The sequence below is a fragment of the Bacillota bacterium genome (genome assembly GCA_012837335.1).
Classification (GTDB): domain Bacteria; phylum Bacillota; class Limnochordia; order Darwinibacteriales; family DTU012; genus DTU012.
On sequence record DURM01000055.1, the window covers coordinates 59,107 to 84,603 of the forward strand.

Here is a 25,497-nt window from a genome sequence, read left to right on the forward strand (position 1 = left end):
CACAGCTAAACATACTTCGCGTCTAGCAGGCCAAATCCTCCCCTTGGATTTAGGTCTTTCCACGGTTTCCCAATTCATGATATACTAAGCACAGATCTAGTTTCAAGGTAATAGGGAGGATTTACGAACGTGAGCATGGTTTTTAAAGTAAATCTTTACTCGCTCCTGATCAGCATCACATCAGCAGCTGAATTAACCGAACTGGCAGTTGCAGATCACAGCCAGCGGGTAGCCTACATCACTCTCAATATTGGACAAGCTATCGGTATGCCGGAAAAAGATTTGCAGAAACTTGTCATGGGAGCGCTGCTTCATGATATCGGGATTTCCAGCAGCCGCGAAAAGCTGAAGCTGGCTGACTTGAATGTTGATGGCAAAAGTATTGTTGCCCACTGCCAGCGGGGAGCTGAACTACTAAAGCGCAGCAGATTACTCGCGGAATACGCTCCTATTGTCTATGAACACCACAGCGCTTGGACTGAGCAGCCAGATATCTACAGTCCCATTATTCACCTGAGCGACCGAACTGAAATTGTCATTGATAAGAACAAGTATATTCTCTGGCAGCATTACGATATTTTAAGGCGAATTGAAAGATACAGCGGCCGGATCTTTGATCCTGAGCTGGTGGACGTTTTGCGGCACCTAACCTCAAAACCCAGCTTCTGGCTCGATCTTGCCACCGATCGCTATAAAAAAGTAATCGCTGAATTTACCAGCGATCAGGTCACCTTTTTAACCTTCGATGAATTAGAAAGCATCGCTTTCATTTACGCAGAAATAATCGACGATAAAAGTCCATTTACGTTTACCCACTCCCGTGGAGTGTGCGAAATGGCGTTGGCTATCGGCGCTAAAGCAGGTTTCAGTGATGATGAACTCCGGCTCTTAAAGATCGCAGCCCTGCTCCATGATTTAGGAAAACTGGCTATTCCCGATGAAATCCTCGACTATCCGGATCAGCTTACCCATGAGCAAATGCTCTATATGCAGCAGCACACTTACCACACCTACCATCTCTTGGACAGCTTGGGACCGGAAGCCCGGCAGATCCGCAACTGGGCTGCTTTCCACCACGAAAAGCTTGATGGAAGCGGATATCCATTCGGGCTCAATCACACTCAGCTGGATACCGGAGCGCGGATCATGGCGGTTGCCGATATCTCCCAAGCACTACAGGAAAATCGGCCTTACCGCAAAAAACTGCCGCAGGAGACTATCAACCGGATCCTGATGTCGCTGGTCCGCGATGGCAAAATTGATGAAGACTTGACTCATTTAGCAATTGAAATAATGACGCAAAAACTCACCATTGAGTAATCCGAAACTACTGCTCTGTGTTCCAAGCTCGAGGAACTCAGAGCTTATTTTTATTAAATCTTACCTTGATCACCTCTCCCCTCCCAGCGCTGCTTCCAAGCGCATACAGATCACAGGAGATGCAAGTGATACCGGGATCACCGGCAATTACCACAGGATTTTCCCACTTCTGCCAGAACTTGGTTCCGCTGAGGCGATAGTATAAGCGAATAGGTATCTCTGCAGCATAAACAAGCTCCATCTCCCAAGGCACATTGCTTTTAACCTCGAACTCTAGGGCATTTTCTACCACTGCAGCAGCGGGAAGCTCCAGCAGTGCGGCGGCAGGATCAATCTCTACAGAGGCCTTTAGCTCATATTCTACCTTCACCACAGCAGTTTCCGCCCCCGCACCAGCGCTCACCAATCCCAAAGCTAGAGCAGCACCAAAAATCAGCAATCTGCGCATCTAACCACCCTTTCTGGTTTATGTACAGCTGCTGCAGTTAATAATGCTCCCCTTTGATATTATTCGAACTGTTGTTCTGTTTTCCTGCTCCAGTAGAGCCCTTTTCCATCAACTAGGGCTTCATAAGCGGCTTTGGTCCGCTGCAAATACCAACCACTGCGATCCAACATAAACTCCCGTCCGCAGATTGTTACCACCTCCCCGATTTCCGCTTGATCAAGGATCTCCTGTAGTTTTGTCAGGTATTTAACGGCACCAAAGGGGTGGGCGCTGCGGCCATCGGTAATAGCGTGGAGATAAACCCGCTCAACTTCCCATTCTTTTAATACCGCCAAGAGCTTTACCGCTTCATCGGTGCTGCCGTGGGAGCTTCCCGGGGAGAGGAGAAAAAGCAGGTGCACCGCTTGATGCGATCCCAGCTGTTTGATTGTCTGGTAGAACCTGCGGTTTTTCATCAGCTGTTGAGCATTCAGGTTTTGAGGAATGCGGACTTCATCCTGAACAACCACTCTCCCCGCTCCTAACGTTAGATGCCCTGTTTCGGAGTTACCGCTTGAGTGCGGTGCCAGGCCGACCTGGGCGCCTGAAGCGTGCAGAGCAGTGTGGGGATACTGAGCCAACAGTCGATTTAGATGCGGTGTGCGCGCAGCACAGATGGGATTAATCTTCGCATCTTCTGTTCCGATACCCCATCCATCCAGAATGATGAGAATCACCCCGCGGGCGGAGCTCACATAGGGCTGAACCAATGGTTTTCCTGTCATCTGCTCAGGCTGCCTTAAACCCATAATCTGCAGCACTGTTGGAGCCACATCCGCAAGTGTACCATCCGGTGCAAGGGACAGTGTTCCAGGGACAGTGGGATCAACCAGGATAAACGGCACCATCGCCCGGGTGTGCCCCACGCTGGCTGATCCATCGGAGTTATACGCCTGCTCTAAAAGCCCATGGTCAGCGGTGATCAGCAGACAATAGCTGAGCTGCTCCCCATGCGCTGCAATCTGTCCCAAAACTCGATCAACTGCTTCCGCGCAGCGAACATGGAGCTGAAAAGCAGGAAGATGACCGTAAAGATCGCCAGCCGCAAAGTTGACAAGGGCAAAATCAAAGTCAGCAGCATTCATCCTGCTGATCAGCATTTTGCCAACCTCGTCTGTGCTGTGCTCGACAAACTTCATTCGTTCAAGCGCAGTGCTCATAATTTTGATCCGCTCTTCTCCGGGAAATGATGCTTCCCTGCGCCCATTAAAGAAATAAGTTACATGGGGAAATTTCTCGGACTCAGCAATCCGCAGCTGTTTTAAACTATGTTGAGCCAGCACTTCCCCGAGCGTTTTCTCCGGCCTGGTGGTAGAAAACAGCGGCGGGTAAGCAGCAAATTTACTGTGATATTCCACCATCGGGAAAAAGGCTAAATTCGGCAGATATGTTCTTTCAAAATGGGGGAAATTCGGATCCACAAAAGCTTCGGTCAGCTGAATTTCCCGCTCACCGCGGCGGCAGGCAAAGACCAAAACATCGCCATCACCCACTCGCCCAACCACTCTGCCGTCATGGCTGCGCTTAACTAAAGGCGGCAGAGAATAATCGCTGATTCCCTGATCATAGTGTTTCCGGATCAGATCAAAAAGTGAATCCAACATGTGATCACCTCACAATTCATATCTACCTTTATGCCTGCCTAAAAATAGATATGAAAAAACCCCAGTCAGCGACTGGGGTTAATCTCTATTGACTAGAGGCGAACAACATTAGCGGCTTGAGGTCCGCGGTTGCCCTGAACGATTTCGAATTCTACTTTTTGACCTTCTTCTAAAGTGCGGAATCCGTCACCTTGAATAGCAGTGAAGTGTACGAATACGTCGTCTCCGTTGTCTTGCTCGATAAAACCGTAACCTTTTTCTGCGTTAAACCATTTAACTGTTCCTTGTACCATAAATCTATATGGCCTCCTTAAAAAATACTTCATTAAAAAGTGGAAGTTTTGATCATCGTTCCAAGCCTAAGAGGCCATACTCCACGTGCAAACTTCACTGCTTTTTAACGTAAACTCAGCATACCACAGATTAATCAGAAATACAAGTGCAATCTTGGAAAAAATTTATTTTTCCGGCAGATCGCGATGTCTAACTTGATTATGGAAGCCATCCAGGGTAAGTCTGCGCCCCAACTCACGGCTGATAGCCACCGAACGGTGCTGTCCTCCAGTGCAGCCAATTCCAATCGTTAAGCGGGCTTTTCCTTCCTTGCTGTACGCCGGGAGCAGTTCAACGATCAAATCATAGAATTTATCGATGAAAGCCTGGGTTTGCGGCCAATCGAGAACATAGTCAGCAACTTCCGGATCTTCTCCAGTAAGCTGCTTCAACTCATCGATGTAGAACGGATTAGGCAGGAATCTGACGTCAAAAATGATATCGGCGTCATTAGGCACACCATATTTAAATCCAAATGACAGTAAATCAATCTGCATCAAAACATCGGTTCCATCGCTCCCTAACAGCGCGCTGTTGAGAAGCGCCTTCAGCTCAGCAGGCTTAATCGCCGAGGTATCTATGATCAAGTGAGCCAACTGGCGAACATCAGCCAACAGTTTTCGCTCATGAGCGATGCTGTCATAGATGCTGCCCTGATCCGCCAGGGGATGCCGCCTTCTGGTTTCACTGAAGCGGCGGACCAAGATATCGTTTTCACACTCAAGAAATACTACTTTATAGGATACTAGACTTTCCTCCAGCCACGTAATCACGCTGGTCAGCTGAGCAAAATGTCCTTTACCCCGCACGTCCATCGCCACAGCCACCGGCCGGGTTTCTTCTGTACTTTGATGAATCGCAATCAATTGAGGCAGAAGGGATGGAGGCAGGTTGTCAATGCAGAAAAAATCCAAGTCTTCCAACGCTTTCATTGCCTGGGTCTTACCTGCGCCTGACAAGCCAGTTACAATAACTATTTTGATTTTTTCACTGATGGTCATGGCTTTCACCCCTTTCCAGGTTCATAGTGTAATTCTAGTTTACAGCATCGCATCCTTTTTTTAAACAAAAAAACCCTTACCTAATTTGGTAAGGGCTGTAATACTACCTGATGATTTCATCATCTAGGTATTGATTCCACACATTTTCAAACCAATTGTCATCCTCGGGAATCGGCTTGACCGGATCCCAGCGGAAAGTACAGCTGCCGTTTTGATAGAGCACGCGCTGGATCTGGCGGTCAAATTCCAGATCATCAGTTAAGGTAAACCGGAACTGCTCGGGCAGCTGTTTCAGGGGCAGCTCCCCTTCGAAGTCATAAACCAGATAGGAACCGCGGCTGCGTCCTCCCCGCTCAATGTAATCTTTTATGGCGCACAGATACACATACTGACTGATTAACAGATCATAGTTCTGGAAACAGAGTCTCAGTTCTGTGGGCGAGCCAATTTTGGTTTGCTCCACTAAATTCTGCAGCTGAGTTAAAGCTTCTGCCGCTGCCTGCTCTGCTGCTGTTAAGGAGCGAATGTGGGCACCAGCTTTGGTCATCCGCTCTTGAATCTGGCGGCGGATCTGAACCACATTGCTTTCTGAGCCAAGATTCTGCAAGAATGCCTGGCCGAGCTCAAGCTTAGCCCTAATTTGTGCTTCAGCCTCTTTGAGAAATTCCGCTTCATTCATGGGCTGATCTTTGTAGCGGGCAGCGATAAACTGAGCGGCGCGGGTGCTGCCTACCTGCCCAGAGTTGAGTGCGCTGCCGCCAGGACGGTACACGCCATGGGTGCCGTTTACTTCTCCTACCGGAAAGAAATGCTTAAGATTGCTTTCCCACCAGACATTGCCATCCAGTCCGCCATTGTTGTGCTGAGCGCAGACCGCGATTTCCAGCATTTCTTTGGTTAAATCAATGCCATTATTCATGTAGAGGTCAATGGCTGGCTGATTCATATGGGCTAGGCGATCAATCGGCCGGCCGAACAAGGCCCCTGAATTCTTCAAGTAAGTATACGCTTCCTCACCCAGGAGGGAGAAATCCAGCTCTCCATCTTTGGAACCCCAGCTGGGGTTAGAGAGAAAATCAAGGAAGACGCGGCGGCCTTTGATCACAGTTTCGTAGTAAACCAGGATATCGATTAAGGATGAACCGTAGTTTGCTACTTTGCGCGGGTCAAACGGCCACTGGTACCCTTTTAAGAAAATAGCATCCAGCATCTTGCCCGGATTCGGGAAGTAGTCGTGGAGAAACTCCCTAGGATTGCTGCCGTCAGACTCGGTGGACACATAGCGGGGCAGCACCTGCTGATATGTACCAGACAGATTCCATCTAAATTTAACCGAAGCAATTCCATACTGGCTTTCGGTCAGATTTTTGCCCATCACTCCCGCTTCAAAAGCTATTCCGCTTGAACCGGTCTGGCTCGGCGGATATACGGAAGTGGCATACATGCCTGCCGGACCACCGGTAGCATACACAATATTAACAGCGTTAAACAAGACATAAGGCTGTGTCTTGCTGGGATCGGCATCGAGGGCTAGAGCGATTACACCAATGGCTTTTTCTCCCTTCGAATCGGTGAGAATGCCCACCACTTGATGGCGGTCATAAATTGGAATACCTTTTTTCCGCACCTGCTCTTCCAGTTTTTCCGTCATGTATTTCGAGGTTAATGGTCCTGCTGAGGTCGCTCGCTGACGAGGATCATGGTCAGTTTTATAGCCCACATACTCGCCCATCCGGTTATGGGGAAAAGGCACACCGATATCAACCAGATGGTAAAAAGCCTGGGGTGACAGGGCTGCTTCTACTAGAGCAATATCCCCATCCATGGCGCCTCCTTCAAACAGAGTCTTGGCCATATCATAAATAGAATCAGGTTCTTTTCCGGATAAAGTCAGTTTATAGTAAGTCTGCTTATCGGAACCGGTGTTGCGAGATGTTCCCATATTAATTCCTTCAGTAACAATCACAACATCCTCCTGTCCATAGTGAACCAGCCGGTCAGCGGCGTTAAAAGCAGCTGCTCCACTGCCGACTACCACGGTATTGCAGGAAATCACACGCAGTTGATCTAGATTCACCTTACTCATCTCCTTTGCTAGTTATTTTAACCGACAGACCAGGAAGGGACCACTGAATCACCGCAATGCATCCCAGCAGTCCAAAGGCTCCCGCTGTCAGGTAACCTGCAGACATGCCCCACAGATCGCTGAACCAGCCGGCAATGACAGGACCGAGGGTCATCCCAATCCCATAAATTGCCTGGAAAAAGCCCATGGCGGTGCTCCGCTTCTCAGGAGCAACAGCGCGAATGCTCTGGCTCATCAATACCGGGAAAATCAAACCACGCCCAATTCCGTTTAAGGCTTGGGTTATGTAGAGAATCCATATTTTATCAGTAAAGGGAACTGCAATCGAGCCGAAACCCATCAGAATAAATGAGAGCAGAATCAGCTGCCGCTCACCAATCTTTGCTGCTGCAGCTCCGCTGCGCTGAGAGCCGACTGCAATTGCTAAAGCAGAAAACATCATCAGGTAGGTCAGCTGCCGATCTCCAGCACCAATACTCACGGCATAAGACTGGTTAAATCCATAAATCGTGACGAAGTTAATTGCCTGCGCCAGTACAGCAAGCAGGCTCACTTTCCACAACTCCGGGTCTTTTCCCACCTGAAGCAGGGTTTTCAGCTGAATCGGTTCTTTCCTAAACCCAGTTTCAGTTAATTTTGTGCTGAGAATCAATCCGATCAGCCCTACAACTCCGCCAATCACAAATGGAGCTTTATACCCCAGGGCATCAGCCACAAAACCTCCTAAAGTTGTGCCTAACAGCTGACCCAAGGAGGTAGCAAACATGATCGCCGACATGGCACGCCCGGTCTCCTCCGGCGGAAAATAACTGGAATATAAGACCGTAAAAACAACCCAGGCGGCAGCAGCAACACCAGCTGCGCCCCGGAAAATTAAGGCTAACCACGGCGCAGAAGCGAAACCAAGCCCGATACAGCTCAGCGCTGCGCAGGCCACTCCAGCAATTACAAAGATCTTGCGCTTGCCGATCCGATCCGAGTAGATGCCCAGCGGGATGCGGATCAGCATCTGGGTAAACCCGTATGAGCCAACAACGAGTCCGACCATGCTCAAGGATGCCCCCAGGCCCTCTACATACGGTGTTAAGATCGGCATGTAAACATAAAGTGAAAACCAATAGATAACTGTTATTAAAACGAATAATTTAGCCATGCCACTCCCCCCTGACAGAAACCATTATACCATAGAAAGAGGATTTATTAAGCCTGCTACAGAATAAAATGGAAATTGGTTAGGAGGGATAGCATGTACAGAGAGCAAATTGAAGCTGCCAAAGCCCATTTTGAGCAGATTCTCACCCAGCAGCTTGCCAGAGTTGAAAAGATGAAGCAGGAGCAGAGCTTCACCGATTACCAACAACTGCCAAAGATTATCATCGGCGTGGTCGGCGGCGATGGCATCGGTCCATACATCGCAGCCCAGACCCAGAAGGTTTTGGAGCATGTACTGGCTGACGATATCAGCGCCGGCAAAGTTGAGCTGCGAACCATTGAAGGCTTGACCATCGAAAACCGGATTGCCCAAATGGCCTCAATTCCCGCTGATGTTTTGGAAGAGCTGCGCCAGTGCCATGTGGTGTTGAAAGGCCCTACCACTACGCCTGATCAGAGCGCCGATATGCCTAATATTGAAAGCGCTAACGTAAGCATGCGGCGCGAGTTTGACCTATTTGCCAACATCCGTCCGGTGCGGGTGCCGGAGCTGGGCATTGACTGGATGTTTTTCCGGGAAAATACCGAAGGGGAATATGTCCTCGGCAGCCAAGGGTTTAATGTAACACCTGATCTAGCCGTAGATTTCAAAGTAACAACTACTCAAGGCTCTGAGCGGATTATCCGCGCTGCTTTTGAATATGCCCGCAAAAACGGCAAAAAGCGTGTGACCGTCGTAACTAAAGCTAATGTTGTCAAAACAACCGATGGAAAGTTCCTCAGCGCAGCCAAAAAGATTGCCGCAGAGTATCCGGAGATCAGCTGCGATGACTGGTACATTGATATTATGACAGCTAAACTAATTGATCCGAGCCGCCGCTCAGACTTCGAAGTGATGGTAATGCCGAACCTATACGGCGATATTCTCACTGACGAAGCAGCCCAGATTCAAGGCGGAGTGGGAACTGCCGGCAGTGCCAACATTGGTACAAAGTACGCCATGTTTGAAGCTATTCACGGGTCGGCACCGCGGATGGTTAAGGAAGGCAGAGCTCAGTATGCTGATCCCAGCAGTTTGATTAAAGCAGCTGTAATGATGCTGGAGCACATCGGTTATGGGGAGAAAGCGGAGCAGCTGCAGATGGCTCTCGATATCTGCAGCCAGTTTGAACGCAAAGTTTATCTCACCGGCCGCAGCGATGGGGCAACTAATGAGGAGTATACAGATTACATCCTCGCCACTCTGGAAAACCCGCAGCTGGCTGACATCTATCAAAAATATCTTTCATAAACCGGAATCAAAAAGGATCTCACCTAAGCGAGATCCTTTTTTCTATCTAGTCAACACGCCGTGGATCCACGGTTAAAATCTGCTCCACTTCTTCCGGATACTTCGCAATAAAGACCAGCTCATCATTGGTAAGCGGCTTTTGGTTATGAAGAGCCGCGTACTGGACTAAGCGGAGGATGTCACGCTCATTTTCTAATTCTACGCCGAGCTGGCTGTAAACATGCTTTAAGCCTTTGATGCCGCCGTACTCGCCGGTGGTAATGATCCGGCCGAGGCGTTTAATCTCCAGCGAGCCGATGCCCAGCTCATCAGGGGAATAGAGTTCATAGTTCTGGCGATTTTTCAGCATGCCGTCAGCGTGGATTCCCGACTCATGGGCGAAGGCATTGGAACCTACCCCAACTTGGTTGATGGGGATGGGCTGTCCAAATGCCTGCGCAGCGTAGTTGCAGATTTTCCACGCCTTGGTCAAATCGATTTTGTCATCGAGAACATCCTTACCCTGCATGCCGCGGGATTTCGTCAGCGCCAAAATCACGGATACCAGATCCGCATTTCCTGCCCGCTCCCCCATTCCATTGACAGTGGTGTTGATATACGCGTCCACTCCGGCATCGAGGGCACCCATTGCTCCTTCAACTGAGTTGGCTACGGCATAACCCAAGTCATTGTGGCAGTGAAGTTCGATGGGAATCTGCACAGCTTCGGCAATTCGCTTGACACTGTCATAAATCGAAACAGTGTGGTCATAGCCGAGGGTATCACAGTAGCGAATGCGGTCTGCCCCATGCTCTTTAGCCGCCTGGGCAAAGCGGATTAAATAGTCCTCATCATAGCGCCCATCCTTGTTCAAGGCTTCTGTTCGGGAAGCATCTTCGGCATTGACGCCAATGGACTCAATTCCTAACTCTTTGGCGCACGCAACTGCTTCGGTCATCATTTTCAGCACATCTTCGCGGCTGATGCGGCCGCCGAACTTACCATCGGTCATAATCTGGGAAGTAGAAATAGATAGGTTTAAGATCTTGATATTCGTATATTTCACTGCCCGCTCCACATCTTCAACACAGGCCCGCACCCAGCCTTCCAAGCGCATATCTCTCATGACGCCTTTTTTCGCCAGCTCTAAATTGGCATTAATATAATTCCACTCATGCTGAAGCGCAGGAAAACCGATTTCACTCTGGTAAATACCCATTTCTGCCAGGTACACATTGAGCATTGTTTTCTGCAGTTTGGACAAACCGATAAAAGCAGTCTGCACACCATCCCGGTTAGTAACATCAATAATATAAATCTTGGGTTTTTTCTTGTTCTTTTGAGTCACATCCATCCCTCCCGAGAAATAAAACAACCTGATACAAAAAATCCCTCATGCTGGCTGTGATGAGGGTGCGTCAAATCTAGTGCATTCATATAATGTTAATTCAAGATTATAGCACGCAGGCCAGTAAATGTCAAAGCGGGTTTTGGCAGATTTTTGCAGAAATAAATGAACTAAAACCCAATATTCTGCGTCTATAAGGGTGAAGGGGTTGAGAATGATGAGCTTTGATGAAATATACGAGGCATATCTGGACTCGGTCTACAGCTTCCTTAAATTCAAACTCAAAGACGATTTCTTAATTGAAGAAGTGATTCAGGAAACCTTTCTCGCAGTCTACCGCAGTCTAGACCAATTCCCAGAGGTCAAGTCAGTGAAAGCCTGGATTTTTACAATTGCGCACCGGAAAATGATCGACCTGCTGCGGCGGCAGAAATACGAGGAAGTTGAACTGGACCAACACATGATTACCAAAGAGCTCGCTACCGACTTGACTCTAAAAGAAGCTCTCAGTCAGTTGGACCCCACATCCCCAACTATTATTTATGGACTGTATGTTGAGCAGCTGACCTATCAGGAGCTTGCTGAGATCATTGGAATTCCAGTTGGAACAGTCAAAAGCAGGGCGTACACCGCCCGGGCTAAGCTGCGCGATTGGTTAAGAGGAGGAGTTAACAATGAAGCAGGAATACTATATTGATCTGGCACTGGCGTATGTCCAGGGCAGATTAACTCCTGAAGAAAAACTGGAAGTGTTTAAACTGATCCAAGATGACGCTGAGTTTCGGGACATACTGCTTCTTGAGCTGGAACTGGTTAAGTCCCTATCAGGGTTTAAAGCTGCTTCTCCCCGAACTATCAAAGTCCGGACGTACCGAATGGCTTCAGCAGCGAAAACTCTGTCGCTTGTCTCTAACCCAGCGGATGCTGTTCTCACCCCGATCATTACAGCCAGCTTACCGAAGCTGGCCAGCCAAATTCTAATCAATTACCAAAGGAGAGTGGCTTATAATGAGTGGTTTACCTTCCCCCAAAGAAATTGCTGAAATCCTGGACGTTATTGGGCAGAAAGTACCCCGATTCATTACCGAGATGATGTCAGGACTGTATTCGGAAGAAACAGCGCAAAACATGGGCAAAGCAGTCGGCGCATTCTATCAGCAGTTAATCGAAGCCGGGTTCAAACCTGAAGACGCGCTGGCAATGACCAAAGATTACCTTAACACCTACAGAACGATGATGGATAATATCAAATTCACTAACTAGTCACGATGTTGAAGTCCATCGGTTTAATCGCTCTAAATACTGTTCGAATTGTTGGCCGCGGTACTGTGCTTGTCCCTAAAGTGTTTTATCAAAGGTCAAAAGCATGCCGGACATTTGCTAAGCAGCTGCGCCAGCAGGGTATTCCCGAGAATGCGATTCAGGACTTAACAAAATGGTATCGCAGGGCACATAGTTTCAAGCAAAAAAATCCCCCTTGTAACTAAGTCACAAGGGGGATTTGCTTTTTACAGCGGATGAGCCATTGTTGTCATCAACCCAATTTCTGCCTGGGTAGTATCTAAGCGGCTGTACTGCACAATAATCGGCTGATCACTTTCAACCATTGCAGCATAGGGCACACCCTGGGGTATTCCCTCACCCTGATCATTCTTGATCTGATCCAGCCTGATATGGTTAGTGCGCTCCGCTTTGCATTCAGCCGTAAAACCGCGCATCGGTTCTGAGTCTTCAAAGTAGAGTGTGATGGTGATCTTCGCATCGTGCTTGCTCGGATTGAGTACACAGATTGCTTCATGACTGACATAATGCTCACCGGTTGTAATTTCAGGCCAGTAGCAGTCCGGTATAAACCAAACCTTTGAGCCAGCTTGATAATCCTGTGCCATCAGCTTCCCTCCGTTCTCAGTTTCGCTTATCTATTTTTATAATACAGCTCGATTAAACCAGAAACTTTTCCAGGTGCACCAGGCATCGGCAGATTGCGGGTTTTCATGGTCCGCTCCAAGTTCTGCACATCTTCTTTCGGAAGTTCCTCTGCTCCACCTAACAGTTCAGCAACCAGCAGCGACACTGCAGCTGCTTCCATCATTTCAAAGAACTCCAAGGCTCTTTCTACTCCCTCGGAGCTGACCACGATAGCACCGTGGTTTTTCATCAAGAAAGCATTGGCATAAGGCAGTTTATCATCGAACGCTTCAGCCAAGGCATCAGTTAATGGCTCTTCATAAGGAACCGTGAGCATCGGACCCACTTCAATAATCGGCTCCGGCAGGGTCGGTTTTGCCAGCAGATCGGTGTTGGCAATTGCAAAACCTGTCATCACCGGTGGATGGGCGTGGACAATTCCGGTTACATCAGGACGCTGGGAAAAAATGCGCAGGTGGAATGGAGTTTCACCGGTAGGTTTGCGTCCCTCTTTGGCGTACAGCACGTTGCCTTCCATATCAATGATGCAGACATCATCAAATGTAACCTTACGCTTTGCGACCTTAGTCGGTGTAATTAATACTACATTTTCGGCTACCCGATAAGACAGATTGCCGCCGTGAGAAGTGACGTATCCTAATTCCGCTACGCGGACACAGGAATCCACTAACTCTTGAATTTGTTCTTTGTACTGCTGTTGTAACTCATGCATTTAATTTTACCTCCTTCTATCTAATCGGCTAAGGAGAACTTAGTCGATTAAAAACACTACCGCATAATGGGCAAAGAAATCATAGTTTTTGATCGCAGCTAAAATGCGATCCGCAGCTTCCTGACTGATAACTACTCCGGTCTGGGGCTCACCCTTCACACCAAGGGCTTGGACAACTAATGGCGCGGAGTAAATCAACTTTCCGGGAATAGAAACCCGATCCATCAAATCATCAGACAGCTCTTGGCCGTAGCTGATTACTCCTTCATGCTGGACAAACTCGTAATCAGCGGCGACACCGCCGTAGATCAGTTCCCCCGATTCCGACCAGATGCGCGGACTCATCCCCCGCTCCAAGCCAAGGCCGCGGGCATCCACAACCAATCCGGTGTAGACCATCTCATTCACGATGAGATGGGCAAGCATACTCTCCTGCTCCGGATCAAAACGATCCACCCGCTCAATATCTAGTGCAGTGGGACCTAAAACCTCGTCGGCGGATATTTTCACTTCTGCGCGCAGGTAACCTTTGGGCGCTTCAAAGATCAGGTTCATTTCGGTAAGGTCATCATATACCAATCCCTGATACAGACGGGATAGATTCAAAATCGGCCCCTGCTCGTCGTATGTATAAATCGAAAGGATTGGCGGCACAGTGTCCATCCGGTTTGGATAGGTAAATTTCAGTTCGTAAGCTGCATCGGTTTCCAACAGAAAATGAAGGGAATCTTCGGCTGCAGCCTGCTGAGCAAACAAACCTAAGATAAGCAGACAGCAGGCAAGCCAGATTTGGCCTTTACGTGTCACAGTGACCACCTCTAATGTTCATTTTTTCCCTTTTCCTGATTTGTTCTGCATTTTCCAAGCTTTTCCTGCTTGACGATCTCCTGCAGAACTGTTCTTTCCCCGCAGTCCGGCTGGGAGCACACCGGCTGCCTTAATACTACTTTCGAATTCTGCAGTTTATAGTTGAGTGCAGCCGGAAGATTTTACCTGGACAGCGAAAAAGCATTTTCACAAGCGAAAATGCTTTTCAACCACTATTCCTGATACCGATACAGATGATACCGGAGCAGATCCCCACTGCCAGCCCAAAAGGCTAAAATTCGATGGGGAGCTTCCGCCTCTAAAACAACATTAAACCTGGTCGGAAAAAACCAGCGCAGGATACCATCATAACCGATCGAAAACACTTCAACCTGATCCGGATCAGCAAGCAGCTCCTGAATTTGCGGTGCTGTGTTTTTTTTCCGCGCTAAGTCTGAAACCTGCTTATCGGCAAGGACACTTGAGTCAAGGATGTACCGCCCGGTTCCGTTTAAATCTACCAGATTGCCGTGGAAATCAGTGCGGTTCTGCAGGAGCAGGGACTGAAGGTAGATCCCCAGCACCTCAATTTCGGTTCCCTCTTCCTTAAGATAGATTTCCCGAGTGTCTTGGAGCCGATCGTTCAGATAAAAGGCGAGAAAGATCCGATTCTCTTCCGGATCATAGACGGATGAACGGCGGTCAAAGCCAACTCTGGCCACATCCCGCTCTTGAACTACCAGCATCTCACTCTGAAGCAGCTTCAAATCTTGATCATAGCGCGATTCCATCGTATAGCCGGATCCAGTGGTGGTCACCAAAACTTGGCCGCTTGACTTATCAACCTGAAACAGCACGTCATAAACGTATTCTTCCTCACCCTGCGGTGTGACAATTGCAATTTGGTACAGCTGTTCTTCTGGCAGCGCGCTGATAATTGATTCAGCTGCCTCCACCGCCAGAGAACCGGATACCAACAATATGCTGAACAGTAAACATAAAAGCCTTCGTTTAATCAGGACCATCTCCCATTTTCAGTCTCTCATAAATTATATTATTTATTATTATAGTAGTCAAATTGGCAGAGCCTGCCATGAGAAAACTCGGTGGTCTTAGCTCCAACCACCGAGCCATCAGCTTACTTCCGCTCTAAAAGCTCAACTTCATAGTTATCCGGATCGGTCAGGAAGGCCATCTTATTGCCCTTAGCAAAGGCTTCCCGCCAGTTATCGGGCCAGATTTCCAGGCCTTTCTGCTCTAATTCCTCACAGAACGCAGTTAGATCCGGAACTCCAATCGCAAAGTGAAGCAGATCTTCAGGAACATCCAGTTTGTAATCAGGAGAATAAGTAAATTCCAAGGTGTGCTCGTTCCCGGGCAGCTCCAAATGAACGATTTGATTGCCTGCTGGCGAACGGTCGTTGCGGCTCTTTACTCTAAAGCCTAAGTTATCGCAGTACCACTTAATGGACCTTTCAAGATCGCTGACACGAACCCGAGTATGTAAAAACTTGTACATAACATCGCCTCCTATCCATCATTCTCGTATAATCTTATTTTACACTAAACCGCTAAATCCTTTCGCTTGCCACCTAAACATTATTCTGGTACAATGCAATCAGAATCTGTGGTAGAGTAGATGGCATGCGTTTTAGTGCTTAGGGATGGGACGTTGCCCTAAGACGAAATGCTGCAGTGCAGCTGCGATATGCCATCGCGTCCGCTGTCACCAAAGAGCTTCTTTTCTCTTTGGTACAGGGTATCAAAGAGAAAGGAGGTTAGTAATGTTTAAGCAGACAAGAACTCTGGTTTATCTGGCTTTTTTGATCGCCTTAAACATTGTGCTGAGCAGAATTTTAAGCATGAGGATCAGCATTGGCGGTGTGGAAGGCATCCGCATCGGACTTGGCGGTCTGCCAATCATTTTAGCCGGAATCGGGCTTGGTCCCTGGCACGGAGGAATAGTCGGTGCCGCAGCTGACATCATCGGCTATATGATCAATCCAATGGGCGGATACGCTCCCCACTTTACCCTGTCAGCCTTTTTAACCGGGTTTATTCCGGGAGCTGTAACCCGTTATGTTTTTAAAAACCAAAACAGATTTTGGCAGCTGCTTCTGGCTATACTATTGGGAGAAACAGTTACAAGCCTGATCCTGGTACCCTACTTTTTAAACCACCTATTTGGCGTACCATTTACAGCTACCCTGATCCCTAAGATCTTTTCTGTAGTGATCCAGGCCCCGTTTTACGCATACCTGATCTCCGTGATTCTAGATTTCAAGATCTTGGAGCCATCTGGTGTCACTAACGGGCGGAAACCCTGATTAGGTCAGTAAATACCCAAAATAAACGGAGGGGATAATATGGAGCAGATTCGCAGCAAGGCTGGTTACATCTGTGACATGGACGGAGTTATTTATCACGGCAACTATCTTCTGCCAGGCGTAAGTGAGTTTGTGGAATGGCTGCAGCGGGAAAACAAGGAGTTTCTGTTTCTAACTAACTCCAGCGAGCGTTCACCTCGGGAACTGCAGTTAAAACTTGCCCGCATGGGAATCGACGTTGATGAAAGCCACTTCTATACCAGCGCTTTAGCAACAGCCAGTTTTTTGGCACGGCAGACTCCCGGCGGCAGCGCCTATATTATTGGCGAAACAGGATTAGTCAAAGCACTTTATGATGCAGGTTTTTCGATGAATGACATTAACCCAGATTATGTAGTAGTCGGCGAAACTCGTTCTTACAGCTATGAGAAAATCGAACTTGCTGTTCGCCTTGTCAGAAATGGTGCGAAACTGATCGGTACCAATCCGGACGTTACCGGACCAGCAGAGCATGGGATTGTCCCCGCCACTAAAGCCCTGATTGCCCCAATTGAACTGGCAACGGGCAAGGAAGCATACTACATCGGCAAACCGAATCCCCTGATGATGCGCCATGGATTGAAGCTTTTGGGTACATCCATGGAAGATACCGCGATTATCGGAGACCGCATGGACACAGATATTGTAGCGGGTATTGAAGCTGGGATCGACACCGTGTTAGTGCTGAGTGGTGTCAGCTCCAGAGAAACGATTAAAAAGTTTGCCTATCAGCCCCACTACATCCTTGACGGAGTCGGTGATTTGGTTCCATAAAAACAACCGGGAGGTTTGACCAAGGTCAAACTTCCCGGTTTTCTTTTACATTTCTTCAATCTTGATTGTAAGCGTACCCCTCAATTCTGCTTCCGGCTCCAGATAAACGGTGCCGGTATCAGCCACACCTTGATTGGCCAAGTTAAAACCATTGTTGCAGTTCGTTACCGGTTCAACCGCAAAATAGCGCTGATCATCTCTCGGACAGTAAAGGATCAAATGCTCATAGACAGGGTCCCAGTTCATGGTCAGCCGCACACCGCTTTTCGGCCAAGTAATTACACAGGGCTCATGGCGAACCCGGAAGCATTTATCTACAAAAGCCGCAGTTAACTCTTTGGATTGGTTAAAATCCAGTTCTTCCGGTACAGGTTGCCATTTACCGGTTGGAATCGGGGTCTCACCCGGATACACACCTACTGCCGGCATTTGCAGCAGCACTTGATCGTCATTCTCTGTCAATGCCCGGACAAAATAGGGATGAATGCCCATTCCCGCCGGCACTTCCTGGTCGCTGAGGTTCTGAACCGAGGTGTGAATCAAAAACGCACTGCCATTCAGTTCAAAGACCATCCGCGCCTTAAACCAGAACGGCCAGGAAATCCCCTCGTAATCTGTGCTTACAAACTCCAACTCAAGTCTGGTATCCGACTGGGATAACACCTTCCAGGGACGAGTCCGCACTTCCCCGTGAATCGCATGCCCATCATCAGTATTGATTGCCAGCTGATATGTGTGGGCCTTATGCAGCAAAATCCCGTTTTCGATTCTGTTAGAATAGGGAATCATATTAAAAGAACTGAATTTGCCCGGTTCGTTGTTTTCTAAAGCACCATCAGGAGTCGGCCGCATCACATCCACCCAGTTGTCGTTAAGTTTGTACTTAAAGCTGAAGATTGATGCCCCTACTTTCGGGCTGATTTCAACCTGCAGATATTGATTCTCCAGCAAGATCAGAGCTTGGTCATACTCCTGCATAATCCATCCTCCTCATTCATTCGCATCCTCATTGTACTTATTCAACCAGCCGCAGCAATTTCCTTTTATTCTCGATGGGACAAAAAAACAGCGGCAGTTCAGAATGGCAACCTGAACTCCACTGCTCTTATTATTTTTTCTGGTCGATAAAATAACCCTCGGTCTGCACAGTGTCAGGACTATACGCTTTGGTTGTGCGTTTTCCCTTTTGGACTTTGTTGATCTTCTGGACAAAACCAACTTTAGCCGCTTCCGTCAGTCTTGCGCTTTCCTGATCTAAAATAAGGATCTGCTTAATAATCTCTTGTTCATCATCAGTCAAAGGAGCTTGGTTAAGCTCAGCGATTTGATCGATGATCTTCTGGCGCCGATCAATGATCTCCAACAGCTGTTTCTGAGCCTCATCCTGTTCCCAATTTGCCTCCCGGCAGTGCTGCAGAAGTTCCTCTGACACAATTAACAGCTCTTGGTACAAGTCCCTGCGCATTCTCTAGCCACCCATCATCATCATCTGCTGATAGAGCCAATCAGACTGGGCATACATCTCGGATAAGGCTCTTTCCATGGCGGTAAACTGCGCCCAATAGCGGTTTTCAATTCTGATTAACCGCTCTTCCATAGCCGAAATCTGATCCTCATAGCGGCGGATCTTTTCCGAGAGTGTGCTGGTATCATAAAGAGTTGTAGTCTTACCGGCTGTTTTCGCCAGCCGATCCAAACCGGCCTCCAGCGCTTTATTCAGCTTCCGCGCAATGCCGAGTTTACTGTCATCTTCGCTGTTTTGGGTAAAAAGAGCCAGCACTTCATCGGGTTTATTTTCGATAGCATCCCGAAGCTTCGATTCGTTGATATGCAGTTTGCCATTTTCAAACCAGCTGCCGGTGCTGATTCCGATCTGATGGAGCGAGTTGATCCCCTCTAAATCACCGACGATCGAACCGAGAGCTCGCCGCATATTGTAGGCCAGATCGGTTAAGATTCGATCGGAGCGGAGCAGTCCGCTCTTTGCCTTTTCTTCCCAAAGCTCAATCTCTTTTTCATCCATGTCTTTTTTCTGAGCTTCAGTCAGCGGTGGGTAGTCCCGATAAAACGGCTCATTTATCTTACTTTGGATCTCATCGATTAACTCATTGTACTTGTCCACCATACCCTTAATGCTGTTAAAGATCGCATCGGTATCTTGGGCTACTTCCAGCTGCACAGGTCCACTGGTAACAGCCTTTAAATCAATTGCTAATCCAGCAATTGTAAAGCTGTTGTTTTCACGGCTCGTTGACAAGCCGTTGATGGAAAACTCCGCGTTTTGACCCTGAATAACTTTTTCCCATCCGTCCGGACCAGTTAAGAAAACCTCATTAACAAAAGCTGCTGTATCTGCATCTTCCATGTCAAAAGCTATATCTGCGCTCTTACCAGTATTCCTAGTTTGGAAAGCAACAGCACCGGTTTGCTCGTCGTAGATTGCAGTAATCCCCAGCTCTTTATTCTGATTAATCTTCCCGATAAAAGAATCCATAGTATCATCAGGTTTTATTTCAATTGCTGTGTACTCTCCGGTTGTGGATGAGCACATCAAAATGGTGGTCGGTTCCTCAAGGCTTTCTAGATAAGAGGTAAATCGCTCGCCTGCTCCAGCTTGGCTCACTTTACTGGCAGCAGCCGCCAGCTTGGACACCTCGATCTCATAAACACCCGGTTGAGCGCTGCCGCTGATGCGGGCGCTGACCGCCGATTCATCTGAAGATGTGACTTTTCGGGTAAGATAAGTAGACTGCAGCTGCATGTTAAAGACCAGATCCCTGAAGCTGGCAATCTTAGTGTTAAATGTTCTGTATTCCTCTCTCTGCCATTCGGCCCTGACTTTCTGCTGATAAATGCGGTCTAATGGAATGCGTTCAACTTCCATCAACTGATTCACAATTTGCTCTGTATCAAAACCGGACGCTATACCGCCAATACGCATAATAACCGTCCTCTCTTAAAAAGTTGTTCTTGATAATATATTTATCGGCACCTTCAGCCGATTCTTTAGGGTCAGTTTACAGGAACACAAGATCAGATCGCGAATAATATTTTGAACGAAAGCCGTAAGAAGGTGAAGTCGTGTTGAGGAAACAACCGCAAATCAATGTTCCAGAATCAGTGCTCACTATCTGCCGCACCCTCCATGACCATGGTTTTCAAGCCTATGTGGTAGGAGGAGCTGTGCGCGATGCCTTACTTGGAAAATCGCCCACCGACTGGGATGTTACTACCGATGCTCGGCCGAATCAGGTTGAAGCAATCTTTCCAAAAACCATTCCCACCGGCAAGCAGTACGGCACAATCACGGTGGTGCTTAACGGGCAGTCAGTCGAGGTAACCACCATGCGCAGGGATGCCCACTACTCTGATGGTCGGCGCCCTGATTATGTAGAATTCGCTTCAGACTTAAGCGCCGATCTCAGCCGCCGTGATTTTACCGTCAATGCTATTGCCTATGATCCCCTAACCGAAGTTTTTTACGACCCGTATAAGGGCATTAAAGATCTGCGCAGGAAAGTTTTAAGAACCGTTGGCGACCCTTACCAGCGATTCAGCGAAGATGCCTTAAGAATGCTGCGGCTTATTCGTTTCAGCGCAGCATTGGACTTTAGACCTGACAAAAAAGCAATAAAGGGGATTCAGCCGAGTTTAATCGTTAATGTAGCTAATGAAAGAATTAGGGAAGAATTAAGCAAACTGCTTTTAGCAGACTCAATTGCAAAACCGCTGGAGCTGTTTTATACCAGTGGACTGCTTGAGAAGATTATCCCCGAGCTTGCTGCAACGGCGGGAATTAACCAGGGCAGCAATCATGTCTGGGATGTTTTGGGACACTCGATCATGGCCTGCCAGGCTGTCAAATCTAAACTGCATCTACGCTGGGGAGCTCTGCTTCACGATATCGCAAAACCCAAGACATTCAGTCAGGATGAGGATGGCATTCACTTCTACGGTCACGACCACCTGGGAGCGGAGATGGCTGAAGAGATTCTGCGCAGGCTCACCTACAGCAATAAAATCCAAGCCCAAGTAAGCCTGCTGATCATGCACCACATGTACCAAATCCATCCCCACTCATCAGACAAGGCTTTTAGGAGACTGATCCACCGCGTCGGTGTTGAGAACATCTACGACTTGCTGGAACTGCGCAAAGCCGATGTTCTGGCCATGAAGCACAATCCCCGCCAGGTGCTTACCTACTATCAGCTGATGCGGGCTAGAGTTGAAGGAATTATAGCAGCAGACCACGCTTTTAACCTCAAAGATTTAGCAGTTACCGGCAGTGACTTAATCAAAGAATTAAACCTCACACCGGGACCGATCATCGGTAAAATCTTGGATTATCTGCTTGACCAAGTTTTAGATCAACCGGAACTCAACACCAAAACTGACCTGCTTACTTTGGCGAACCGCTATCTTAAAGATAATCTGCCAGCCACCGATGGAGGGTCTTAGCATCCTGCAAGAGCTGGTGCGGATCATCATCCTGCACAAACTCGATCATGGCATAGCGCTCATGCGCGAGGTCATCAATCAAAGCAAAATACTGCTTCCACAGCGCTTCACCCTCTGCCAGCGGTAAACGCTCTGCTTTGTCCGTCCAAGAAAAGACATGGAGGTTGGCCAGTCTTGGTTTCACCAGCTCCAAGCCCGCCAATCTCTCCTCTACAGAAAGCGTCGGCAGAGGCTGCCAATAGGAATAGACATTGTCGTGATCAATTTCTTTCAAGAGCTCTGCAGCAGAAGCCGGAGTATCAGTCAGAGTATCGCCGTGGTATTCAAACGCTATTTTAATTCCTGCTTCAGCTGCCAGATCAGCGATTCTGCGGGCGTTTTCCACAACTGCTGCCCGTTCCTCAGCCAACACTTCATGGGATCCTTTCGTGCCTGCCCAAACTCGAATCACCGGAGCTCCCAAGGCTGCAGCGCTGTTAAGCACATCGCTGAATGGAACATGATCGCTGCAGCGGTAATAAGAGCCGTAAGCAGCTACTTCTAAACCTGCATCCAGAGTAAGTTGCCGAACACGGCGGGCAGTTTCCACATCGCCATGGGGAACATGGACATCCCCTCCCCACTCTATGCCCTTAAGCCCAGCCTCAGCGGCTAGAACAGTGATTTCCTCCACGCTTAATTTACGAAAGGTAATTGACACTAATCCTGGTTTAAACATGGACAGCCTCCTCAATCAGGTGTTAAAAAGCACAGCCACTTGTGACTGTGCCGATAACTTTCTTATAGTTCTTGGTTCTGCAAATTTCTACCTATTCCTCTCAGCTGCTCCAAAACGCTTCTGCCTTTATGCCACCGAGGTCGGATTCTGTGGTTTATCAGCTGATTGGGAAATAATCTTGCACACCTGTTCTATTTCACCACTGGAAAGAAGCTCCGCATCCTGCTTGGTTAAGGCAGCCTTAAACTGATCAGTAAACACGATCTGGGCTCTGCTGTCTGGTTTTCGCTCAAGTCTAACCGCCTTAATCTTAGGAACAAATACAATCACAGGGTGAAAAGGAACTTCCTTATTTCCTAAGTCCACTTTTCCCTTGAGTGTTTTAATAACCTCTTCTACTTCCATGACCGGATTGTTCATAGCGTGTTTATTGGCATTACCAGGCGGTCCTTCAAGAGGATAGCTGAATCTACCTTGAATAGGACCGACAGCATACGCTACATAGTAGTGCCAGATTCTATCTTCCTCTCTTCCCTGCAAAAACACATTATGCCGCTTTGGAAACAGGCATACCTTAACTGCATGGACCCCCTGTTTGGATACAAGCATATAATCGACAGCGCGACCCTGGAGCGAGACATTTTCAACTACGCGACAGCCTTGATTTTTCAGCTCATTGATTACAGTCTTTACTCTCTTCTTTTCAACACTGATGCGTATTTTCGGTACAATCAACAGCAGCAGGACAATAACCGCTAATAGGTAGATTATCCGCAGATCAACACCTCCTCTACAGATTGTTATGCGGATAATCAGCGAAGCTATGTACCTTATTAAAATTGTTCAACCTTTTACAGCGATGATCCTGCATTCATTTCAAAATTCATTGACTATTCATTATACCATTTAGCTTGAGCAACATCTAACCGCCCTATCTCGAACCTTAATACTATTTTATGTGCAACTTTAATACGTGTTTAACAAATTGTAAAACAAAGCTAATCTCAACCATCACACCTAGCCAGCGGACTCCAGTTTAGGAACAACAATTAAGTTTTGACTGGGTTTTGTAAATTAATGGCGTGCAAATTGTTTCGATTTCCATTATGATGAAAGCATAAAGATACTAAAAGCGAGGGATCCGAATGAAGCAAGCGCTGATTGTTTACGGAGGCTGGGATGGCCATGAACCTGACAAGTTAGCAGAACTCTTTAAAGATATCTTGATCGAAGAAGGCTTTGCCGTTGAGCTATCCCAGACATTAGACTCATTTAATGATGAGGAGGCTTTAAAAGAGCTTCACCTGATCATTCCGATTTGGACGATGGGTGAAATCACTAATGAGCAGTGCCAAGCTGTACTCAACGCTGTTGCCAGTGGTGTTGGTACAGCCGGAAACCACGGCGGTATGTGCGATGCGTTTCGGAATAATGTTGACTGGCAGTTTATGACGGGCGGCAACTGGGTAGCCCACCCCGGCAATGATGGGGTTGAATACACTGTCAATATCAAACGAGGTTCCAGCCCCATCGTTGAGGGAATCGAAGATTTTTCAGTAAAGAGCGAGCAGTACTATCTCCATGTCGATCCAGCGGTTGAAGTTTTGGCTACTACCCGCTTCCCTGTGGTTGATGGACCCCATGCTGCTAACGGTGTAGTTGATATGCCAGTCATCTGGACTAAGCGCTGGGGCAGCGGCCGCGTATTTTACTGTTCTCTAGGCCACCATGCCGATATAATGGAAGTTCCCAACTGCCGCGAAATTATGCGGCGCGGATTCTTGTGGGCGGCAAAGGAGGAGGTTAAATAATGAAACCGGTAAAGGTAGGTATTATTGGCTGCGGTAATATCAGCGGCATTTATTTTAAAAACACTGCGCAGTTTGAAATCCTTGATGTGATAGCAGCTGCTGACCTGGTTCCGGAGCGGGTTGAAGCCAAAGCAGCGGAGTTTAATATTCCTAAGGTCTATTATTCCGGCGAAGAGCTGCTGCAGGACCCGGAAGTAGAGCTGATCATTAATTTAGGCACTCCTGATACTCATGCCGAAATCTGTCTTGCTGCCCTAAATGCCGGCAAGCATGTCTATGTAGAGAAACCGCTGGCCATTACCCTGGAAGAAGGGCAAGCGATTCTAAGAACAGCAGAAGCCAAAGGCTTATTAGTAGGCTGCGCTCCTGACACGTTCATGGGAGGCGGAATCCAAACCTGCCGCAAGCTGATTGATGATGGTTGGATTGGCCAACCCATCGGCGGAACAGCTTTTATGGTCAACCACGGACATGAGCACTGGCATCCGGATCCCGAGTTTTATTACAAGACCGGCGGCGGTCCAATGTTTGATATGGGACCCTACTACTTAACAGCACTGGTTAATCTGCTGGGACCGATTAAGCGCATCTGCGGTTCAACCAAAAGATCTTTTGCGGAGCGGACGATCACCAGCACGCCGAAATACGGTCAGAAAATTGAAGTTGAAGTGCCAACCCATGTTGCCGGAATTTTTGACTTTGCCTCCGGGGCTGTAATCTCCATGATCACATCTTTTGATGTGTGGGGAGCGAATCTGCCGCGAATTGAAATTTACGGCACCAAAGGAACCTTAAGTGTTCCCGATCCCAATGGTTTTGGCGGTCCGGTTAAGATTAAGCTTCCTGAATCAGAGTGGAAGGAAATTCCTCTAACCCACGGTTACTCGGAAAACAGCCGCGGACTGGGCGCAGCTGATCTGGCTTATGCAATCCGCACAGGACGCAACTACCGGGCCAGCTGCAAATTAGCATACCATGTGCTAGAGGCTATGCACGGAGTCCACAGCGCTTCAGATTCGGGCCGGTATTACGAGATGGAGAGCACCTGTGATCAGCCTGAACCGCTTGAGCGGGGAACAATTCCGTTTAAAGAAATATAAACTAAAGAGTGTCGGCGTATGCACCCGACACTCTTTTTTAGTTATTGACTAATTTTTAACTGCAAGGAAGACCTTATTCCTGCATTTGCAGTAATTCCTGCATCCGCAGCTGCACCTTTTGGTCAAGTTCATCTTCAGCGCGGAACACTGATTCGCTCCATTCCCAATATTGAGTTTTAGGTTCCAGATTAAACTCCTCATGGTAGTATGTGCTCAAAAAC

At 48.0% G+C, this 25,497-nt stretch carries 28 protein-coding genes; 10 read left to right on the forward strand and 18 right to left on the reverse strand.

Annotated features, from left to right (window positions below):
* Window positions 1-129 precede the first annotated feature (129 nt).
* On the forward strand, window positions 130-1,320 hold the full coding sequence (locus GX019_07505) for an HD domain-containing protein (protein ID HHT37010.1): 1,191 nt from the start codon (window positions 130-132) through the stop codon (window positions 1,318-1,320).
* A gap of 37 nt (window positions 1,321-1,357) precedes the next feature.
* Here the strand turns inward: GX019_07505 and GX019_07510 are convergent, their stop codons facing one another.
* The 6 genes from GX019_07510 to GX019_07535 all read right to left on the reverse strand — a co-directional run bounded on the left by GX019_07510 (window position 1,358) and on the right by GX019_07535 (window position 7,984).
* Complete coding sequence (locus GX019_07510) at window positions 1,358-1,768, reverse strand: hypothetical protein (protein ID HHT37011.1); 411 nt, start codon at window positions 1,766-1,768, stop codon at window positions 1,358-1,360.
* A gap of 59 nt (window positions 1,769-1,827) precedes the next feature.
* The gene (locus GX019_07515; GenBank protein HHT37012.1) at window positions 1,828-3,411 is read right to left on the reverse strand and encodes a phosphoglycerate mutase (2,3-diphosphoglycerate-independent); all 1,584 of its coding nucleotides are present in this window, start codon (window positions 3,409-3,411) and stop codon (window positions 1,828-1,830) included.
* A 92-nt stretch (window positions 3,412-3,503) separates the two neighbouring features.
* Window positions 3,504-3,704, reverse strand: a complete 201-nt coding sequence (locus GX019_07520) for a cold-shock protein (protein HHT37013.1) — start codon at window positions 3,702-3,704, stop codon at window positions 3,504-3,506.
* A 165-nt stretch (window positions 3,705-3,869) separates the two neighbouring features.
* Window positions 3,870-4,745: an RNase adapter RapZ gene (gene rapZ, locus GX019_07525; GenBank protein ID HHT37014.1), complete on the reverse strand. Its 876-nt coding sequence runs from the start codon at window positions 4,743-4,745 to the stop codon at window positions 3,870-3,872.
* A gap of 103 nt (window positions 4,746-4,848) precedes the next feature.
* Window positions 4,849-6,831, reverse strand: coding sequence for an FAD-binding protein (locus GX019_07530; protein ID HHT37015.1), 1,983 nt, complete (start codon window positions 6,829-6,831; stop codon window positions 4,849-4,851).
* Window positions 6,824-7,984, reverse strand: coding sequence for an MFS transporter (locus GX019_07535; GenBank protein ID HHT37016.1), 1,161 nt, complete (start codon window positions 7,982-7,984; stop codon window positions 6,824-6,826). The genes GX019_07530 and GX019_07535 overlap by 8 nt, the downstream gene beginning before the upstream one ends.
* Before the next feature lie 93 nt (window positions 7,985-8,077).
* On the opposite strand from GX019_07535, the gene GX019_07540 reads away from it, so the two are divergent.
* A complete protein-coding gene (locus GX019_07540) occupies window positions 8,078-9,274 on the forward strand; it encodes an isocitrate/isopropylmalate dehydrogenase family protein (GenBank protein HHT37017.1) in 1,197 nt (398 codons plus the stop codon).
* 46 nt (window positions 9,275-9,320) lie between these two features.
* Here GX019_07540 and GX019_07545 read toward each other — a convergent pair whose 3' ends face one another.
* Window positions 9,321-10,607: a homocitrate synthase gene (locus GX019_07545; protein HHT37018.1), complete on the reverse strand. Its 1,287-nt coding sequence runs from the start codon at window positions 10,605-10,607 to the stop codon at window positions 9,321-9,323.
* A 211-nt stretch (window positions 10,608-10,818) separates the two neighbouring features.
* Between GX019_07545 and GX019_07550 the strand changes: the two genes are divergently transcribed.
* Genes GX019_07550 through GX019_07560 form a run of 3 tightly spaced genes read left to right on the forward strand, consistent with a single transcriptional unit; the run spans window position 10,819 to window position 11,864 of the window.
* Window positions 10,819-11,298, forward strand: coding sequence for an RNA polymerase sigma factor (locus GX019_07550; protein ID HHT37019.1), 480 nt, complete (start codon window positions 10,819-10,821; stop codon window positions 11,296-11,298).
* On the forward strand, window positions 11,276-11,644 hold the full coding sequence (locus GX019_07555; protein HHT37020.1) for a hypothetical protein: 369 nt from the start codon (window positions 11,276-11,278) through the stop codon (window positions 11,642-11,644). The genes GX019_07550 and GX019_07555 overlap by 23 nt, the downstream gene beginning before the upstream one ends.
* A complete protein-coding gene (locus GX019_07560) occupies window positions 11,610-11,864 on the forward strand; it encodes a hypothetical protein (GenBank protein ID HHT37021.1) in 255 nt (84 codons plus the stop codon). Before GX019_07555 ends, GX019_07560 begins: the two co-directional genes overlap by 35 nt.
* Before the next feature lie 245 nt (window positions 11,865-12,109).
* On the opposite strand, the gene GX019_07565 is transcribed toward GX019_07560, so the two are convergent.
* From GX019_07565 to GX019_07585, 5 genes are all read right to left on the reverse strand, one after another.
* A complete protein-coding gene (locus GX019_07565) occupies window positions 12,110-12,490 on the reverse strand; it encodes a hypothetical protein (GenBank protein HHT37022.1) in 381 nt (126 codons plus the stop codon).
* Window positions 12,491-12,516: 26 nt separating this feature from the next.
* Entirely contained in the window at window positions 12,517-13,242 is a 726-nt protein-coding gene (locus tag GX019_07570) for a class II aldolase/adducin family protein (GenBank protein HHT37023.1), read from the reverse strand.
* A 39-nt stretch (window positions 13,243-13,281) separates the two neighbouring features.
* The gene (locus GX019_07575) at window positions 13,282-14,049 is read right to left on the reverse strand and encodes a hypothetical protein (GenBank protein HHT37024.1); all 768 of its coding nucleotides are present in this window, start codon (window positions 14,047-14,049) and stop codon (window positions 13,282-13,284) included.
* Window positions 14,050-14,282: 233 nt separating this feature from the next.
* On the reverse strand, window positions 14,283-15,029 hold the full coding sequence (locus tag GX019_07580; protein HHT37025.1) for a hypothetical protein: 747 nt from the start codon (window positions 15,027-15,029) through the stop codon (window positions 14,283-14,285).
* Window positions 15,030-15,187: 158 nt separating this feature from the next.
* Window positions 15,188-15,568, reverse strand: coding sequence for a VOC family protein (locus GX019_07585; GenBank protein HHT37026.1), 381 nt, complete (start codon window positions 15,566-15,568; stop codon window positions 15,188-15,190).
* A gap of 265 nt (window positions 15,569-15,833) precedes the next feature.
* Here GX019_07585 and GX019_07590 point away from each other — a divergent pair, with 265 nt between their 5' ends.
* Together GX019_07590 and GX019_07595 are read left to right on the forward strand one after the other, a co-directional pair.
* On the forward strand, window positions 15,834-16,376 hold the full coding sequence (locus GX019_07590; GenBank protein HHT37027.1) for a folate family ECF transporter S component: 543 nt from the start codon (window positions 15,834-15,836) through the stop codon (window positions 16,374-16,376).
* A gap of 39 nt (window positions 16,377-16,415) precedes the next feature.
* On the forward strand, window positions 16,416-17,189 hold the full coding sequence (locus tag GX019_07595) for an HAD family hydrolase (GenBank protein HHT37028.1): 774 nt from the start codon (window positions 16,416-16,418) through the stop codon (window positions 17,187-17,189).
* A gap of 45 nt (window positions 17,190-17,234) precedes the next feature.
* Here GX019_07595 and GX019_07600 read toward each other — a convergent pair whose 3' ends face one another.
* From GX019_07600 to GX019_07610, 3 genes are all read right to left on the reverse strand, one after another.
* Entirely contained in the window at window positions 17,235-18,167 is a 933-nt protein-coding gene (locus tag GX019_07600; protein ID HHT37029.1) for an aldose 1-epimerase, read from the reverse strand.
* A 130-nt stretch (window positions 18,168-18,297) separates the two neighbouring features.
* Entirely contained in the window at window positions 18,298-18,654 is a 357-nt protein-coding gene (locus GX019_07605; GenBank protein HHT37030.1) for a flagellar protein FliT, read from the reverse strand.
* A 3-nt stretch (window positions 18,655-18,657) separates the two neighbouring features.
* Window positions 18,658-20,130: a flagellar hook-associated protein 2 gene (locus tag GX019_07610; GenBank protein ID HHT37031.1), complete on the reverse strand. Its 1,473-nt coding sequence runs from the start codon at window positions 20,128-20,130 to the stop codon at window positions 18,658-18,660.
* A gap of 143 nt (window positions 20,131-20,273) precedes the next feature.
* Here GX019_07610 and GX019_07615 point away from each other — a divergent pair, with 143 nt between their 5' ends.
* The gene (locus tag GX019_07615; GenBank protein ID HHT37032.1) at window positions 20,274-21,647 is read left to right on the forward strand and encodes an HDIG domain-containing protein; all 1,374 of its coding nucleotides are present in this window, start codon (window positions 20,274-20,276) and stop codon (window positions 21,645-21,647) included.
* On the opposite strand, the gene GX019_07620 is transcribed toward GX019_07615, so the two are convergent.
* Both GX019_07620 and GX019_07625 read right to left on the reverse strand, forming a co-directional pair.
* On the reverse strand, window positions 21,610-22,365 hold the full coding sequence (locus tag GX019_07620; GenBank protein ID HHT37033.1) for a sugar phosphate isomerase/epimerase: 756 nt from the start codon (window positions 22,363-22,365) through the stop codon (window positions 21,610-21,612). The two genes, GX019_07615 and GX019_07620, sit on opposite strands and share 38 nt — an antisense overlap.
* Window positions 22,366-22,491: 126 nt before the next feature.
* Complete coding sequence (locus GX019_07625) at window positions 22,492-23,100, reverse strand: NERD domain-containing protein (GenBank protein ID HHT37034.1); 609 nt, start codon at window positions 23,098-23,100, stop codon at window positions 22,492-22,494.
* Between the two features lie 410 nt (window positions 23,101-23,510).
* Between GX019_07625 and GX019_07630 the strand changes: the two genes are divergently transcribed.
* Both GX019_07630 and GX019_07635 read left to right on the forward strand, forming a co-directional pair.
* Window positions 23,511-24,176: a hypothetical protein gene (locus tag GX019_07630; protein ID HHT37035.1), complete on the forward strand. Its 666-nt coding sequence runs from the start codon at window positions 23,511-23,513 to the stop codon at window positions 24,174-24,176.
* Window positions 24,173-25,276, forward strand: coding sequence for a Gfo/Idh/MocA family oxidoreductase (locus GX019_07635; protein ID HHT37036.1), 1,104 nt, complete (start codon window positions 24,173-24,175; stop codon window positions 25,274-25,276). The genes GX019_07630 and GX019_07635 overlap by 4 nt, the downstream gene beginning before the upstream one ends.
* 73 nt (window positions 25,277-25,349) lie before the next feature.
* Here the strand turns inward: GX019_07635 and GX019_07640 are convergent.
* A partial coding sequence (locus GX019_07640; protein HHT37037.1) for a hypothetical protein occupies window positions 25,350-25,497 on the reverse strand: 148 nt, incomplete at its 5' end.

Coding starts and splice junctions, on each gene's coding strand:
- GX019_07595 (HHT37028.1), top strand. CDS start 16,416: ATGGAGCAGATTCGCAGCAAGGCTGGTTACATCTGTGACATGGACGGA.
- GX019_07540 (HHT37017.1), top strand. CDS start 8,078: ATGTACAGAGAGCAAATTGAAGCTGCCAAAGCCCATTTTGAGCAGATT.
- GX019_07585 (HHT37026.1), bottom strand. CDS start 15,568: ATGTACAAGTTTTTACATACTCGGGTTCGTGTCAGCGATCTTGAAAGG.
- GX019_07520 (HHT37013.1), bottom strand. CDS start 3,704: ATGGTACAAGGAACAGTTAAATGGTTTAACGCAGAAAAAGGTTACGGT.
- GX019_07515 (HHT37012.1), bottom strand. CDS start 3,411: ATGTTGGATTCACTTTTTGATCTGATCCGGAAACACTATGATCAGGGA.
- GX019_07565 (HHT37022.1), bottom strand. CDS start 12,490: ATGGCACAGGATTATCAAGCTGGCTCAAAGGTTTGGTTTATACCGGAC.
- GX019_07590 (HHT37027.1), top strand. CDS start 15,834: ATGTTTAAGCAGACAAGAACTCTGGTTTATCTGGCTTTTTTGATCGCC.
- GX019_07610 (HHT37031.1), bottom strand. CDS start 20,130: ATGCGTATTGGCGGTATAGCGTCCGGTTTTGATACAGAGCAAATTGTG.
- GX019_07560 (HHT37021.1), top strand. CDS start 11,610: ATGAGTGGTTTACCTTCCCCCAAAGAAATTGCTGAAATCCTGGACGTT.
- GX019_07600 (HHT37029.1), bottom strand. CDS start 18,167: ATGCAGGAGTATGACCAAGCTCTGATCTTGCTGGAGAATCAATATCTG.
- GX019_07535 (HHT37016.1), bottom strand. CDS start 7,984: ATGGCTAAATTATTCGTTTTAATAACAGTTATCTATTGGTTTTCACTT.
- GX019_07620 (HHT37033.1), bottom strand. CDS start 22,365: ATGTTTAAACCAGGATTAGTGTCAATTACCTTTCGTAAATTAAGCGTG.
- GX019_07545 (HHT37018.1), bottom strand. CDS start 10,607: ATGGATGTGACTCAAAAGAACAAGAAAAAACCCAAGATTTATATTATT.
- GX019_07510 (HHT37011.1), bottom strand. CDS start 1,768: ATGCGCAGATTGCTGATTTTTGGTGCTGCTCTAGCTTTGGGATTGGTG.
- GX019_07550 (HHT37019.1), top strand. CDS start 10,819: ATGAGCTTTGATGAAATATACGAGGCATATCTGGACTCGGTCTACAGC.
- rapZ (HHT37014.1), bottom strand. CDS start 4,745: ATGACCATCAGTGAAAAAATCAAAATAGTTATTGTAACTGGCTTGTCA.
- GX019_07555 (HHT37020.1), top strand. CDS start 11,276: ATGAAGCAGGAATACTATATTGATCTGGCACTGGCGTATGTCCAGGGC.
- GX019_07630 (HHT37035.1), top strand. CDS start 23,511: ATGAAGCAAGCGCTGATTGTTTACGGAGGCTGGGATGGCCATGAACCT.
- GX019_07605 (HHT37030.1), bottom strand. CDS start 18,654: ATGCGCAGGGACTTGTACCAAGAGCTGTTAATTGTGTCAGAGGAACTT.
- GX019_07530 (HHT37015.1), bottom strand. CDS start 6,831: ATGAGTAAGGTGAATCTAGATCAACTGCGTGTGATTTCCTGCAATACC.
- GX019_07570 (HHT37023.1), bottom strand. CDS start 13,242: ATGCATGAGTTACAACAGCAGTACAAAGAACAAATTCAAGAGTTAGTG.